The organism is Brachymonas moutaii (nom. illeg.), assembly GCF_049977365.1.
GTDB lineage: Bacteria > Pseudomonadota > Gammaproteobacteria > Burkholderiales > Burkholderiaceae_C > Brachymonas.
In genome coordinates this window covers 63,583-77,668 of record NZ_JBNGEN010000005.1, presented here as the reverse complement: position 1 = coordinate 77,668, position 14,086 = coordinate 63,583, and the positions used below count along the sequence as shown (strand labels likewise).

Below are 14,086 nucleotides of genomic sequence, written 5' to 3'. Positions count from 1 at the left end.
GCTCAGTATCTGGAAGCCGCAGGATGGCGGCGCAGATCCAGAGTGAACGGAAATTCACGGTCTGCCAGCATGGAATTGCTGGTGGGCAGCGCGTTGCGGGCCAGATCCAAGGTGCCTGGCGTATGGCCGAGCCGGAAAAAGCGCGCCAGCCGGCGGCTTTCCGCCTCGTAGGCGTTGACGGGCAGCGTCTCGTAGTTGCGTCCACCAGGATGGGCCACATGGTAGGAACAGCCGCCGAGCGAGCGCCCCATCCAGGTGTCGACCACATCGAAGGTCAGGGGCGCATGCACCCCAATGCTGGGGTGCAGGGCGGACGGCGGATTCCAGGCCTTGTAGCGCACCCCGGCCACCAGCACCCCGGCCTTGCCGGTGGGCTGCAGGGGCACCGGCACGCCGTTGCAGGTGATGGTGTGGCGGGCCGGGTTGAAGCCCCGCACCTCGACCTCCAGCCGTTCCAGCGAAGAATCCACATAGCGCACGGTGCCACCCCCGCCGCTTTCCTCGCCCATGACGTGCCAGGGCTCCAGCGCGCTGCGCAGGGTAAGCGTGACGCCGTCGGCCTCCATGTCCCCGATGTGGGGGAAACGGAACTCGAAATGCGGAGCGAACCACGCATCCTCGAACGCGAATCCAGCGGCACGCAGCTCGGACATGACATCGGCAAAGTCGGCCTGCACAAAGGTGGGCAGCATGAAGCGGTCGTGCAGCTCGGTGCCCCAGCGCGCCAGGGGAGCGCGGTAGGGCTCACGCCAGAACCGGGCAATGAGCGCACGCATCAGCAGCTGCTGCACCACGCTCATGCGGGCATGGGGCGGCATCTCGAAGGCACGCAGCTCCAGCAGCCCCAGCCGGCCGGTGCTGGAATCGGGCGAGTAGAGCTTGTCGATGCAGAACTCGCTGCGATGGGTGTTGCCCGTGACGTCGATCAGGATGTTGCGCAGGCTGCGGTCGACCAGCCAGGGCTGCATCTGTTCGCCGTACTTGGCCTGTGCCCCGTGGATTTCGGCCAGGGCGATTTCGAGCTCGTAGAGCTGGTCGTTGCGTGCTTCGTCCACCCGGGGAGCCTGACTGGTCGGGCCAATGAAGAGCCCGCTGAACAGATAGGAAAGACTGGGGTGGTTGTGCCAATAGGACAGCAGGCTGGCCAGCACGTCGGGCCGCCGCAGGAAGGGGCTCTCGTCGGGCGTGGCGCCGCCCATCACGAAGTGATTGCCACCGCCCGTGCCGGTATGCCGTCCGTCGGTCATGAACTTCTCGGCGGAGAGCCGGCAGTGGAAGGCCGCGTCGTACAGGAACTCGGTACGCGACACGATCTCGCGCCAGGTGCGGGCAGGCTGGATGTTGACCTCGATCACTCCGGGGTCGGGCGTGACCTGCAGCATGGTCAGACGGGGATCGCGGGGCGGCAGATAGCCTTCGAGCACCACGGCCACGTCGAGCGCCTCGGCGGTGCGCTCGATGGCGGCCACCAGGTCGAGATAATCCTCCAGCCGCACGACCGGGGGCATGAACACATACAGCGCCTGATAGCCCTTGGAGGGATCCTTGGGATCGACGATGCCCGTGGTACGCCGCGTGTCGCGTGCCTCCACGCACAGGGCGGTGCGCACGATCCACGGTGCCGATTCGTACAGCCGCGGCTTGCGCTCGCGCAGCTGCCCGCTGGCCATGCCGTCGTCATCCGCGTCCTCGTGCATGCCCACCATGCCGCCACCGGCGAGATTCTCGCTTTCGCGGCGGCGGTGTCTTGCAGCGGTCCCCTCCTTCTGGCAGGCGGCCGCGTCCCTGCCTGCGGCAGCGCGTGCCTGCGCGCCCGGGCGGTCCTGTGCGGGCTGGTCGGCACCGGTGCTGTCGAGCTCCTCGCGCGGCTCGAAGGGATCGACCGGCACGGGTACCGCGCGGTCATCGGCGGCCACCCAGGGCAGCCGGTCGAGCGGCAGACGCAGCCCCACCGGGGAGTCGCCCGGAAGCAGATAGAGCTGCCCTTCGCGCAGATGCCAGGGACTGGTGGCCCAGTGGGGGGCATGCTCGGCCGTCAGCTCGGCGTAGGTGCCCACTTCGGAGACTGCCTGCAGAGGCAGCACGTAGCCCACAGGCCGTGCGAGGCCCTGTCCGAACACGCGGCCCAGCCGGGCACGCTCCAGACTGTCGTCGAGCCGCGCATCCTGCGGCGTGACGTTGCTGGGCAGGCGCTGCTCGCGCCACAGGTGATACCAGGTGTCCTCCAGCGCCGGCATGACGTGGCTGTCGGTGATGCCCAGCTCCTCGGCCAGCTGGCGGATGAAGCGGTCGGCATCTTCCTGGGTGTAGTGCTGGGGCGTGCGCTCATCGGCCAGACGGGCCGGGTTGTGCCACACGGGCTCGCCGTCGGTGCGCCACAGGGCCGAGAGGGCCCACCGCGGCAGCTGCTCGCCCGGATACCACTTGCCCTGCCCACAGTGCAGGAAGCCCCCTTGGCCATACTGGTCGCGCAGACGGTGCAGCAGCTCGATGGCCCGTTCCCGCTTGCGCGGCCCGAGCGCCGTGGTGTTCCACTCGGGCGCGTCGCGGTCGTCGATGGACACGAACGTCGGCTCGCCCCCCATGGTGAGGCGTACATCCCCCTCCTGCAAGGAAGCATCCACTGCATCGCCCAGGGCGAGCACGCGCTCCCACTGCGCATCCGAATACGGCAGCGTGACGCGGGGGGTCTCCAGAATGCGGGACACCGACATCTCGTGGCTGAAGGTCACCTCGCAGGGATCGACCAGTCCCTCGATGGGCGCGGCCCCCCCGGGCTGGGGCGTGCAGGCCAGCGGAATGTGCCCTTCGCCCGCAAACAGTCCCGAGGTGGCATCGAGCCCCACCCAGCCGGCCCCCGGCAGGTAGACCTCGCACCAGGCGTGCAGGTCGGTGAAGTCATGGTCGGTGCCGCTGGGGCCGTCGAGCGACTTCACATCGGGCTTGAGCTGGATCAGGTAGCCGGACACGAAGCGCGCCGCCAGCCCCAGATGGCGCAGCAGCTGCACCAGCAGCCATGCCGAGTCGCGGCAGGACCCGCTGGCCTTGCCCAGGGTCTCCTCCGGCGTCTGCACGCCGGGCTCCATGCGGATGAGATAGCGCACATCCTGATGCACCCGCTGGTTGAGCGCCACCAGAAAGTCCACCGTCGGCGTGGCGCTGCGGTCCACGCCTGCCAGATACTTCTCCAGCAGCGGCGTGAGCGGGTCTGCCGCCAGATAGGGCGCCAGTTCCTGCTGCTCCAGCTCGCCATAGGCAAACGGAATCTGCTCGGCCTCGGGCTCCAGGAAGAAATCGAACGGATTGAACACCGCCATTTCCGCCACCAGATCCACCGTGACCTTGAACTCCTGCGTGGGCTCCGGGAACATCAGGCGCGCCTGGTAGTTGGCGAACGGATCCTGCTGCCAGTTGATGAAATGCTGGGCCGGCTCGACCTTGAGGCTGTAGGAAAGGATGCGACTGCGGCTGTGGGGGGCTGGCCGCAGGCGCACCACCTGCGGTCCGAGCTGCACCAGGCGGTCGTACCGGTAGTGGGTGACGTGGTGAAGTGCGGCGTGTATCGACATGGCTGTGCCCTGCTGGATCATCGGCCCGCGCTCCCGAACAGGGGAGACACGGTCCTGGAAATGGAAGTTCCGCTCATTCTCGTGCGAACGGAAGGCTTCCCTGCGAATCGTGCATCACGAAAGGGGCCTGTCTTCCTCATGGGCGCCGAGGCATGGAAGGCCGGCGCCATGAGGAAAACGGGGCCCTGTCTGGTCAGTCAAGCAATACACATGCCAGCTGCACCCCTGGAGCTGCAGCACGCGCCTCGCTGGCTTCCCCATTGCTCCATGCACGGCCATCGGCCCCCCCTGGGGGCCGATGCACCACTCAGGCTGCCGCGCCGGCAAGCCCCTGCGCGGCAGCCCAGGTCAGCACAAATCCCAGCTGCACCATCCCGGTGCGCGCCAGAACCCGGTTGTAGCCCTTGCCTGGCGCGTGGCGCACAACATCGGTCACCTGCCTGAGCGCAGGCACGAGCATCACCAGCGGCAGAGCCATCCAGGGCGAATTCGCTGCCGGCCCGATCAGCGGCAGAATCACAAACGGGAACAGCATCACCCCTGCATACAGGAGTCGGCTGGCCGGCAGACCCAGCCGCACCGCCAGCGTGCGCTTGCCCGCCCGCACATCGGTCGCACGGTCGCGGGTGTTGTTGACCAGCATGACTGCCGCCGCAAAGGCTCCCATCGCATGCCCCATCCACCAGACATGGGCTGTGGGCACGCCGGCCTGCAGCCAGAAGGTACCCCCCACTGCCGCCAGGCCAAAGAAGCACCAGACGAACACTTCCCCCCACGGTCCATAGGCAATCGGACGCGGCCCCGAGGTATAGGCCCAGCCACACACCAGTGCCAGCAACCCTGTCGCCACGATGGGCCAGCCCCCCACTCCTGCCAGCACGATGCCGAGCAGGAATGCGCCCCCCATCGCCAGAAATCCCGCACGCCTCACGGCGGCAGCTGGCAGCCAGCCACTGGCCACCGCCCGCGGAGGCCCCAGTCGATCGGGCTGGTCGGCCCCCTTCTCGTAGTCGCCCACATCGTTGAGCAGATTGGTGCCGATCTGGATGCACATGGCCGCCAGCAGCGTCACCAACGCCAGCAGTCCGTGCAGACGTCCTGTCTGCAGCCAGGCCAGCATGCACCCTGCCACTACCGGCGAAAGGGTCACGGTCAGGGTGTAGGGCCGGGCCGCCAGCCACCAGGCATGCGCGGCAGACGGCGCAGCCGAACCGGCAGGCGCGGGGGCCGGGAGAACATCGCCCCGCAGGGATTCATCGGAAGAAGCAGACATGGCGCCCCATTGTAGGGGAGGGCCGGAAGCGCCCAACCCTTCCATGGGCCGCAACGCCGCCCCTTTCAGCGCATGGCAAACAGCTCCTGATGGAAGCGCCCTGCCGGCAATCCCTGCGCCAGCAGATCGGTCCGCAGCGCCGTGCCGAATCCTGCCGGGCCGCAGAACCAGACACTGGCCGTGCGCCAGTCCGGCACGGCCGCACGCAGGCGTTCGCCCGTCAGGCGTCCATCACGCGCATCGACCAGCACATGCAGATGCACCCCTGCCGCAGCCGCATCGGCCTCCAGCAGCGCGAGCGCCTCGGGGTCGAGTTCCGTTGTGGTGTGGAACAGATCCACCTCGGGTGCATGGGCCCCCTGGGCCCGCTCCTGCGCCATTTCCTTGAGCCGCGCCACAAAGGGCGTGATGCCGATGCCCCCTCCCACCCAGATCTGGCGGGGAGCATCGTCATTGAAGGTGAAGCACCCATACGGCCCTTCCACCGTGGCCGGCATGCCGGGCTGCAGCGCCTGCGGCAGAGTGGCGGTGTAATCGCCCAGCGCCTTGGTGATGAACGTGATTTCCCGCGTGGCGGGATCCCAGTGCGACGCGATCGTGTACGGATGCGCCCCTTCCGCACGATGCGTGGTCACAAAGGCAAACTGCCCTGCTTCATGCCCCGGCCATCCGGAAGCAAGCCGCAGTGTGGTGCGCACCACGCGCAATGCAGGCAGGCGATGCACCTCCAGGATCTCGCCAGACACCTTGCGCCCGGCCCCCACGCGCCCCAGCAGCACCATCAGGGCAGCCACCACTCCGGCCGCGGTCAGCACGGCCATCAGCCATCCCACCGGCTGGGACCAGTAGGCATACTTGAGCAGCACCACCGTATGAAAGGCCAGCACCAGATAGGCCACGGCCAGCAAGCGGTGTGTCTTGGAAAACAGCCGGTAGGGGAACCACTTCACGAGCGCCAGAACCATCAGCACCACAGCCCCATAGAAGGCCCACTCTCCCATCGATTCGGCCAGATGGCGCTGCGTGTTGAGCCACTGCTCCAGCGTCACAACCGCCTGTGCCACCCCTTCTCCGCCGCCTCGGGGGCCACGGCGTGCGGGGCGCTCCAGCCAGCCCCAGCCCACCATCCACTTCGTCCCCTTGGACATCCACCAGTGCACCACCGACACCACCAGCGCCGTGATCCCCAGCCATTTGTGCAGGCGGTACATCTTGTCAAGCCCATTGAGCCGGGCCTCCAGCCACCGCTGACGGGTCGCCAGCACCATGCCCACGCTCATCACCGCCATGGCCACCACGCCGGTGAACTGGATAAAGACCTCCCTGAACGGGAAATACCTGAACGGCTGCACCCACAGCGTATCGGCCATGAACCACAATCCCGCAGGCACCAGCAGCACCAGCCACCACCCCATCTTGATATTCTTCATTCTGTCCTCGCAAAAAAGTTCCGGACTCCGTGGTCCTCACGCACAGATAGAGTGCATCCAGGCCCCGAAGTTCCCGTATCCATGTTCACCTTGCCGCATGCCTCTTAAGCTTCCCTGAACCGCCTGGCGCCGTCCACCTTGCCCAAAGCCGGGCGCCGGTGCCTCCATACACGCTGTCACACCTGCCGCTGAACTTTGCAGCCGCCATGTGATCTGCCCTTACACACTCATTTCCATCTTCCGACGAACATCCCATGACTGCCGCCCTCCCGATCCGTCCTTCCGCTGCCCCTGCGCGCGCCCTCCGCGGGCCCGCTGCCCTGCTGCTCACCGGTCTCACCCTGCTGACCTCTGCCTGCGTTGCGCCCCTGCCCTACGCCACGACCGACAGCGGTGTCTGGAGCGATGTCGGGGTCGTCCAGCCCGACCCGCTGCTCATTCCCTACGACCCGCCGCCGGTCCTGGTCGAAACCCCGCCCCCCATGCCTTTCATCGGCGCCATCTGGATCGGCGGCTACTGGACCTGGCAGAACCAGTGGGTCTGGGCGCGCGGCCGCTGGGCCAGTGCCCCGCGTCCGGGCTATACCTGGACGCATCCTTACTATGCCCATCGTGGCAATGGCGTCGTGTTCGTCAATGGTCACTGGACTGCGCCTGGCCACCGCTTCGTGCCACCCGGCCCCTCTACCCCCCTGCATGCGGTTCAGGCCCCCGTCAACGGACGTCCATGGGGAGCCACCGCCCCTCACGCCCCCACTGCGCCGGCTGTCACCCCCACGGGCTGGATGCATGCCACGCAGGGCCGGACAGCGCCCGCAGTTTCCCCGGCGGCCCAGCCCGGCACTCCTGCTCCAGCCGCTGTTCCACGTCCTGCCTGGATGTCACAGCGCCCGCGCACCTTGCCGAACTCTCCGGCCGCCGAGCAGCGTCGCATGGCTCCCCAGGCACAGCGTGTGGAACGTGCCCGCACGTTCCAGCGCGATCCCCACGCTATCCAGCAGCCACAGCAGCAGCGCCCCCACAACCGGCCCCAGGAGCATCGCGAATCTCACGATTCCCGGAGTGAACCCCACTTCTGATCCCCCCCTGCGCGCCTCCCTGCCGCCCCCTGCTGCAGACAGGGCGACAGACAGGCCGGGGGATTCGCAAACGGCACCCCAGGTGGTACAACGTGCGCATGGCATCTTCCGGAGCTTTCCCGATGCACCCCCTGCCGCCCCCCCTCTCCTCTCTTTCCATGCCCGCCCTGCCCCCCACCCTTCGGCGGGAGGGGCAGTCTGATTCTTCCTCTCAAGACCTCGCCTCGCGCCGCCACCTGCTGCTCCTGGCCGGGGGAGGCTGCGCAGCCCTCTTGCTCGCGGGCTGCGCCAGCCCTGCCCGCACAGCCCGTCGGCGCTCTTCCGGCACCTCTCCGGGCACGCTCCGGACCGACTACCCCTCCATCGCCCTGCTGCATCCGCTGCAGTTTTCCGGCGACCTGCGCGAAGCCGCCATTGCTCGGGCCATGCTCGCCATCAACACCCCCTACACCTACGGCGGCAATACGCTGGAAGGAGGCTTCGACTGCAGCGGCCTCGTGCAATACGTCTTCAGCGGCATTGCTCCCCGTGCCTTGCCTCGCAGCACCCTGCAGTGGGCCCAGTCGAGTCGCCCCCTTGCCGTGAACCAGCTGCAGCGGGGTGATCTGGTGTTTTTCGATACCTCCGGCAACCCCTTCTCGCACATGGGCATCTATATCGGCCGCCGCGAATTCATCCATGCCCCTTCTTCGGGAGGCATCGTGCGCACCGCCAGCCTCTACAGCCCCTACTTTGCCTCCCGCTTCAACGGTGCACGCACGGTATTCCGCGGGTGAGCCACCCGGCATGGCACCCGGTGCCATGCGCAAGTTTTGCCCATCCGCCTCTTGAATCCCCCTGGATCGCCCTTATCATTAGCACTCGCCAGGGTAGAGTGCTAAAGCCATCCACGCATGTGTGCCGGGATCGCCAGCCGCCTCTGCCGGCCGATGCTTTCCCCGTCCTGCACGGACGCGTTTCCGTGCAGGCAGGGAACATCCCCTGTTTCAACTGTTTGTCTCATCACGACTTACTTTCAAGGAGAGTCCATGAACCTGCGTCCCCTGCACGATCGCGTGATCGTCAAGCGTCTGGAAAACGAAACCAAAACCGCTTCCGGCATCGTCATCCCCGACAACGCCACCGAGAAGCCCGACCAGGGTGAAGTGCTGGCCATCGGCCCCGGCCGCATCAACGACAAGGGTGAAGTCAAGCCCCTGAACGTCAAGGTCGGTGACCGTGTGCTGTTCGGCAAGTACAGCGGCCAGTCCGTCAAGGTCGACGGCGAGGAGCTGCTGGTGATGAAGGAAGACGACATCTTCGCCGTCGTCGAGAAGTAATACCCACCCCATCCCGCACGGATGCGTGGCCGCATGGCACAGGCATCCTGCACCACTGAATCACTGGAGAATTTGCAAATGGCAGCTAAAGACGTAGTTTTCGGCGCGGACGCCCGCGCCCGCATGGTCGAAGGCGTGAACATCCTGGCCAACGCGGTCAAGACCACCCTGGGCCCCAAGGGCCGCAACGTGGTGCTCGAGCGCTCCTTCGGCGCTCCCACCGTGACCAAGGACGGTGTGTCCGTGGCCAAGGAAATCGAGCTCAAGGACAAGCTCATGAACATGGGCGCCCAGATGGTCAAGGAAGTCGCTTCCAAGACCTCCGACAACGCGGGCGACGGCACCACCACCGCCACCGTGCTGGCCCAGGCCATCGTGCGCGAAGGCATGAAGTACGTGGCCGCCGGCATGAACCCCATGGACCTCAAGCGCGGCATCGACAAGGCTGTCGCCGCACTGGTCGAGCAGCTCAAGGCCGCTTCCAAGCCCACCACCACCTCCAAGGAAATCGCACAGGTCGGCTCCATCTCCGCCAACTCCGACGAATCCATCGGCCAGATCATCGCTGACGCCATGGACAAGGTCGGCAAGGAAGGCGTGATCACCGTCGAAGACGGCAAGAGCCTGAGCAACGAACTCGACGTCGTCGAAGGCATGCAGTTCGACCGTGGCTACCTGTCTCCCTACTTCATCAACAACCCCGAAAAGCAGGTCGCTGTTCTCGAAAACCCCTTCGTGCTGCTGTTCGACAAGAAGATCAGCAACATCCGTGACCTGCTGCCCGTGCTCGAGCAAGTGGCCAAGGCCAGCCGCCCGCTGCTGATCATTGCCGAAGACGTGGACGGCGAAGCCCTCGCCACCCTGGTGGTCAACACCATCCGCGGCATCCTGAAGGTCGTGGCTGTCAAGGCTCCGGGCTTCGGCGACCGTCGCAAGGCCATGCTCGAAGACATCGCCATCCTGACCGGCGGCAAGGTCATCGCCGAAGAAGTCGGCCTGACGCTCGAGAAGGTGACCCTGGCCGATCTGGGCCAGGCCAAGACCATCGAAGTGGCCAAGGAAAACACCACGATCATCGACGGCGCAGGCGCTGCTGCTGACATCGAGGCACGTGTCAAGCAGATCCGTGTCCAGATCGAGGAAGCCACCTCCGACTACGACCGCGAAAAGCTGCAGGAACGTGTGGCCAAGCTCGCCGGTGGCGTGGCCGTGATCAAGGTCGGCGCTGCCACCGAAGTCGAAATGAAGGAAAAGAAGGCCCGTGTCGAAGACGCCCTGCACGCCACCCGTGCAGCCGTCGAGGAAGGCATCGTCGCCGGTGGTGGCGTGGCCCTGCTGCGTGCCCGCGCCAGCGTGGGTGAGCTCACCAGCGCCAACGCCGACCAGAACGCCGGCATCAAGCTGGTGTTCAAGGCCATCGAAGCCCCCCTGCGCGAGATCGTCGCCAACGCCGGTGACGAGCCCAGCGTGGTGGTCAACAAGGTGCTGGAAGGCGCCGGCAACTTCGGCTACAACGCTGCCAACCACGTGTATGGCGACATGATCGAAATGGGTATCCTGGACCCGACCAAGGTGACCCGCACTGCGCTGCAGAACGCCGCCTCCGTGGCCAGCCTGATGCTGACCACCGAGTGCATGGTGGCCGAAGCCCCCAAGGAAGACGCTCCTGCCGCCGGCATGGGTGACATGGGCGGCATGGGAGGCATGGGCGGGATGATGTAATTCATCTCCGCCGGTCTCCGGCTGCAGGGCAAGCGGGCGCGGTTCCCGCAAGCCGCTGATCCCTGCATCCGGCCCACCGCACCAACCCTCTCGTCCTTCGGGGCGGGAGGGTTTTTTCATGCGCAGGCAGCGTGCCGAACACCCCACCCTGCGGTCTTCTCCATCCCCCACATCCCGATACAGAACGCCCCTTCCAATCCCTTGAAAATCCTTTGATGGCGCTTACTTAGGAGACATGCAACGTTGCCGTGAACTTGAATTTTCACCTTCAACCTGATGGAGAAACGCATGAATACCCTGATCAACCGCAATCCCCTGCTCGATGACTTCTTCAAGGATGTCGCTCCCGGCTTTTTCATCAAGCCGCTGCATGGCGAGCCTCTGCCGCCGCCCTCGCAGCTCCGGATCGACGTCAAGGAATCCGGTCAGGACTTCACCGTGCATGCCGATCTTCCCGGCGTCCCCAAGGAAGACATCCAGGTGGGAGTCGAAGGCAATGTGGTGACCATACGCGCCGAGGTCAAGCAGCAGGACAGCCACCGCGAAGGCGACAAGGTCCTGCGCACCGAGCGCTACCAGGGCGAGGTGGCCCGCAGCTTCCAGCTGCCTGCAGAGATCGATGAATCCGCTGCCAAGGCCCGATACGAAAATGGCGTGCTCGTGCTCACCCTGCCCAAGAAAGCCGTCAACGTCCCGCAGCGCATCCGGGTCGAGTAAGGCAGGTCGGGCTTTTTCTGCGGCGCAGATCAAGGGACGGTTACGTCCACTGCGCCGCGTCATCCGTCACCGCCACATACAGAAAACCCGCCTCCCTCACGGACCGGCGGGTTTTCTGCTGCTCCGGCAGAAGCGTCACATCGCAGCGCGCATGCGGGTCAGGAGATCGGCCGTGGAAGCATCGAGCCCCTGCACATCCCCGCTCGAGAACCGTGGTGCCAGTCCGCTCGCGAGCTGCTTGCCCAGCTCCACGCCGAACTGATCGAAACTGTTGAGCCCCCACACGGCACCGCTCACGAAGACACGGTGCTCGTAGAGCGCGATCAACGTCCCCAGCGTGAAGGGGGTGAGCTCCGGCAGGAGAATGAAGGTGCTCGGCCGGTTTCCCGGGCAGCAGCGCTGCGGATCAGGGTCGTCCCGTCCCAGCATTAGCGCCTGCGCCTGCGCCAGCGCATTGGCCAGCAGCAGCTCATGGTGCAGCGCCCATGGATGCTGGGGCCGACACACGGCGATGAACTCGACAGGCAGCACCTGGGGGCCCTGATGCAGCATCTCGAAGAAAGCATGCTGCCCGTTCGTTCCCGGTTCTCCCCACACGGTGGGACAGGTGGCATAGTCCAGCAGCTCTCCGCATGCGCTGGAGCGCTTGCCATTGCTTTCCATTTCAAGCTGCTGCAGATAGGCCGGGAAACGTTGCAGCATCTGGGCATAGGGTGCCATGCACCGGGATGCATGCCCAAGGAAACTGCTGCGCCACACATCCAGCAGACCCAGCTGCATCGGCAGACTGTCCTGCGCCGGGGCTTCCACGAAATGCCGGTCCATGGCATGCGCTCCTGCCAGGAATTCCCGGAAGCGGGTGGCACCGATTGCCACCGCCAGCGACAGCCCCACAGCCGACCAGACCGAATACCGCCCGCCCACCCAGTCCCACATCGGAAATGCCTGCCGCATGCCGAGCGCATGGGCCGATTCGACCCGTGTCGTGATGCCCACGAAATGCTCGCCCAGGCGATCGGCATGGCGGCCTTCCTCTGCCGCGCGGAACCAGGCCATGGCAGTGGCCGCATTGGTCATGGTTTCGAGCGTCGTGAAGGTCTTGCTCGCCACGATGAACAGGGTATGTGCAGGCTTCACCCGCGCCAGCACATCGTGCAGGGCATCGCCGTCGACATTGCTCACGAAATGGAACCGCTTGCCTGTGTGCCCATAGGGAGCCAGCGCCTCGATCGCCATGCGCGGCCCCAGATCGGACCCCCCGATGCCTATGTTGACGATATCCGTGATGGACGCATCGTCCCGCACCCGTTCCGCATAGTCGAGAAAGGCGGTGCGCACAGCATCCATCTCGCGCCACAGAGGCTGCAAGGGCTCCGCCACGCCTGCTTCCACAGGCTCGCGCAGCAGCCAGTGCATGACCCGACGCCCCTCTGTATGGTTGATGCGCTCACCGTCAAACATGGCCTGACGGCGGGCTTCCACTCCCTGGGCACAGGCCAGCCGGTGCAGAAGGGTCAGCACGTCGTCGTCGATGTGCGTCTTCGAGAAATCGACGTGTGCCAGCCATCTGTCCCCGTGGACAAAAGTGCGGCTCAGGCGTGCCGTACGCCCGGCATCCCGCGCAAAGGCAGTTCGAAGATCGAAGAGAGCGGCTCGCTCTGCCGAAGACGGCAGCGGCACACCCCCTGGCTGCACCCGGTTGACCGGAAAACGCGCTGCTGCCTCCTTCAGGAGACGCCATTCTGGCTGCCGGCTGGCGGCGCCGGGAGGCGTACAGACCACGGCAGACGACGATGCGGCCTGTGCCTCACAACGCTCGGGCGAAAATACATTCATGAACGGAACCTGGAGAAAACGAACTAATTGCGCAGCCTGACGGCAGATGGCATACCAGTCCCGACAGAGACAGGTGCGGTCTGCCCCGGGATCAGGCGGCTGCGTGCATCAGGGCCTCAAGCTTGACCGCATCGGCCGCAAACGCACGGATGCCCTCGGCGAGTTTTTCGGTGGCCATGGCGTCCTCATTGAGGGCATAGCGGAACGAGGCCTCGTCGAACTGCACGGCAGGAAGGGCACTTTCCCGTGCCTGTGCCACCGTGAGAGAGGGTGCGAAATCCGGCTGCGCGGGAGTCGTGGCCAGCTGCGCAAGCAGCTCGGGACTGATGGTGAGCAGATCACACCCGGACAGGGCCATGATCTGGCCCACGTTGCGGAAGCTGGCCCCCATGATCTCGGTGGCCACCCCATGCTGCTTGTAGTAGTCGTAGATGCGCCGCACGGACTGCACGCCGGGATCGTTCGGACCGCTCATGGCTGCGTCATCCCATGCAGCGCCGGCCTGTTTTCGGTACCAGTCGTAGATGCGGCCCACGAAAGGCGAAATGAGCTGTACTCCCGCATGGCCACAGGCCACGGCCTGACAGAAGGAGAACAGCAGCGTCAGATTGGTATGGATGCCGCGCTCTTCCAGAATGCGTGCCGCCTGGATGCCCTCCCAGGTCGATGCGATCTTGATGAGCACACGGTCGATGTGCACGCCCTGCCCCTCGTAGAGTTCGACAAGGTGCTCCGCGCGCGCTACCGTGGCTTCGGTATCGAAACTCAGTCGTGCATCCACTTCGGTCGAGACCCGGCCGGGAATGAGCGTGAGGATTTCGCAGCCGAACCGAACCAGCAGGTGGTCCATGGTGTCTGCGAGATTGGACACCCCCCTGCTGCGCACGATGTCCAGCAGCAGCGGTGCATAGTCGGGCTTCTGGACGGCCTTGAGAATGAGAGAGGGATTGGTCGTCGCATCGCGCGGCTGGAACTGGGCGATCTGGCGAAAATCGCCAGTGTCTGCCACGACCTTGGTGTATTGTCGGAGAGCGTCGAGCTGATTCATGTGGAGATTATGTGCCAATGGCTGCACAGCCTTGAATTCTGCATTGTGCAGTCGAATGGTTTCCGTGTGCTGACGCATCGACACAAAAATGTG

Annotated in this window: 10 protein-coding genes; 5 read left to right on the top strand and 5 right to left on the bottom strand. The window is 65.5% G+C overall.

Features of this window, described 5'->3' with window-relative positions; all coding sequences use genetic code 11:
- Positions 1-2: 2 nt before the first annotated feature.
- The 3 genes from ACP2WS_RS07345 to ACP2WS_RS07335 form a co-directional block, all read right to left on the bottom strand.
- The gene (locus tag ACP2WS_RS07345; RefSeq protein ID WP_426460226.1) at positions 3-3,569 is read right to left on the bottom strand and encodes a transglutaminase family protein; all 3,567 of its coding nucleotides are present in this window, start codon (positions 3,567-3,569) and stop codon (positions 3-5) included.
- 307 nt (positions 3,570-3,876) lie between these two features.
- Entirely contained in the window at positions 3,877-4,842 is a 966-nt protein-coding gene (gene menA, locus ACP2WS_RS07340; RefSeq protein WP_426460225.1) for a 1,4-dihydroxy-2-naphthoate octaprenyltransferase, read from the bottom strand.
- A gap of 65 nt (positions 4,843-4,907) precedes the next feature.
- A complete protein-coding gene (locus ACP2WS_RS07335) occupies positions 4,908-6,272 on the bottom strand; it encodes a ferredoxin reductase family protein (protein WP_426460224.1) in 1,365 nt (454 codons plus the stop codon).
- A gap of 254 nt (positions 6,273-6,526) precedes the next feature.
- On the opposite strand from ACP2WS_RS07335, the gene ACP2WS_RS07330 reads away from it, so the two are divergent.
- From ACP2WS_RS07330 to ACP2WS_RS07310, 5 genes are all read left to right on the top strand, one after another.
- Positions 6,527-7,351, top strand: a complete 825-nt coding sequence (locus ACP2WS_RS07330) for a hypothetical protein (RefSeq protein WP_426460223.1) — start codon at positions 6,527-6,529, stop codon at positions 7,349-7,351.
- A 158-nt stretch (positions 7,352-7,509) separates the two neighbouring features.
- Positions 7,510-8,127: a C40 family peptidase gene (locus ACP2WS_RS07325; protein ID WP_426460222.1), complete on the top strand. Its 618-nt coding sequence runs from the start codon at positions 7,510-7,512 to the stop codon at positions 8,125-8,127.
- Between the two features lie 252 nt (positions 8,128-8,379).
- Positions 8,380-8,670: a co-chaperone GroES gene (groES, locus tag ACP2WS_RS07320; protein WP_374492187.1), complete on the top strand. Its 291-nt coding sequence runs from the start codon at positions 8,380-8,382 to the stop codon at positions 8,668-8,670.
- A 78-nt stretch (positions 8,671-8,748) separates the two neighbouring features.
- A complete protein-coding gene (gene groL, locus ACP2WS_RS07315) occupies positions 8,749-10,392 on the top strand; it encodes a chaperonin GroEL (protein ID WP_374492186.1) in 1,644 nt (547 codons plus the stop codon).
- 288 nt (positions 10,393-10,680) lie between these two features.
- Positions 10,681-11,109 (top strand): Hsp20/alpha crystallin family protein, encoded by a 429-nt coding sequence (locus ACP2WS_RS07310; RefSeq protein ID WP_426460220.1) that lies wholly within the window; start codon positions 10,681-10,683, stop codon positions 11,107-11,109.
- Positions 11,110-11,244: 135 nt separating this feature from the next.
- Here the strand turns inward: ACP2WS_RS07310 and pgi are convergent, their stop codons facing one another.
- Together pgi and tal are read right to left on the bottom strand one after the other, a co-directional pair.
- The gene (gene pgi, locus ACP2WS_RS07305) at positions 11,245-12,945 is read right to left on the bottom strand and encodes a glucose-6-phosphate isomerase (protein WP_426460218.1); all 1,701 of its coding nucleotides are present in this window, start codon (positions 12,943-12,945) and stop codon (positions 11,245-11,247) included.
- A 91-nt stretch (positions 12,946-13,036) separates the two neighbouring features.
- Positions 13,037-13,993 (bottom strand): transaldolase, encoded by a 957-nt coding sequence (gene tal / locus ACP2WS_RS07300; RefSeq protein WP_426460216.1) that lies wholly within the window; start codon positions 13,991-13,993, stop codon positions 13,037-13,039.
- Positions 13,994-14,086 lie beyond the last annotated feature (93 nt).

Bases quoted from the DNA above. Each gene is read 5' to 3' on its own strand.
- groL (WP_374492186.1), top strand. From the start codon at position 8,749: ATGGCAGCTAAAGACGTAGTTTTCGGCGCGGACGCCCGCGCCCGCATG.
- ACP2WS_RS07335 (WP_426460224.1), bottom strand. From the start codon at position 6,272: ATGAAGAATATCAAGATGGGGTGGTGGCTGGTGCTGCTGGTGCCTGCG.
- groES (WP_374492187.1), top strand. From the start codon at position 8,380: ATGAACCTGCGTCCCCTGCACGATCGCGTGATCGTCAAGCGTCTGGAA.
- pgi (WP_426460218.1), bottom strand. From the start codon at position 12,945: ATGAATGTATTTTCGCCCGAGCGTTGTGAGGCACAGGCCGCATCGTCG.
- tal (WP_426460216.1), bottom strand. From the start codon at position 13,993: ATGAATCAGCTCGACGCTCTCCGACAATACACCAAGGTCGTGGCAGAC.
- menA (WP_426460225.1), bottom strand. From the start codon at position 4,842: ATGTCTGCTTCTTCCGATGAATCCCTGCGGGGCGATGTTCTCCCGGCC.
- ACP2WS_RS07310 (WP_426460220.1), top strand. From the start codon at position 10,681: ATGAATACCCTGATCAACCGCAATCCCCTGCTCGATGACTTCTTCAAG.
- ACP2WS_RS07345 (WP_426460226.1), bottom strand. From the start codon at position 3,569: ATGTCGATACACGCCGCACTTCACCACGTCACCCACTACCGGTACGAC.
- ACP2WS_RS07330 (WP_426460223.1), top strand. From the start codon at position 6,527: ATGACTGCCGCCCTCCCGATCCGTCCTTCCGCTGCCCCTGCGCGCGCC.
- ACP2WS_RS07325 (WP_426460222.1), top strand. From the start codon at position 7,510: ATGCCCGCCCTGCCCCCCACCCTTCGGCGGGAGGGGCAGTCTGATTCT.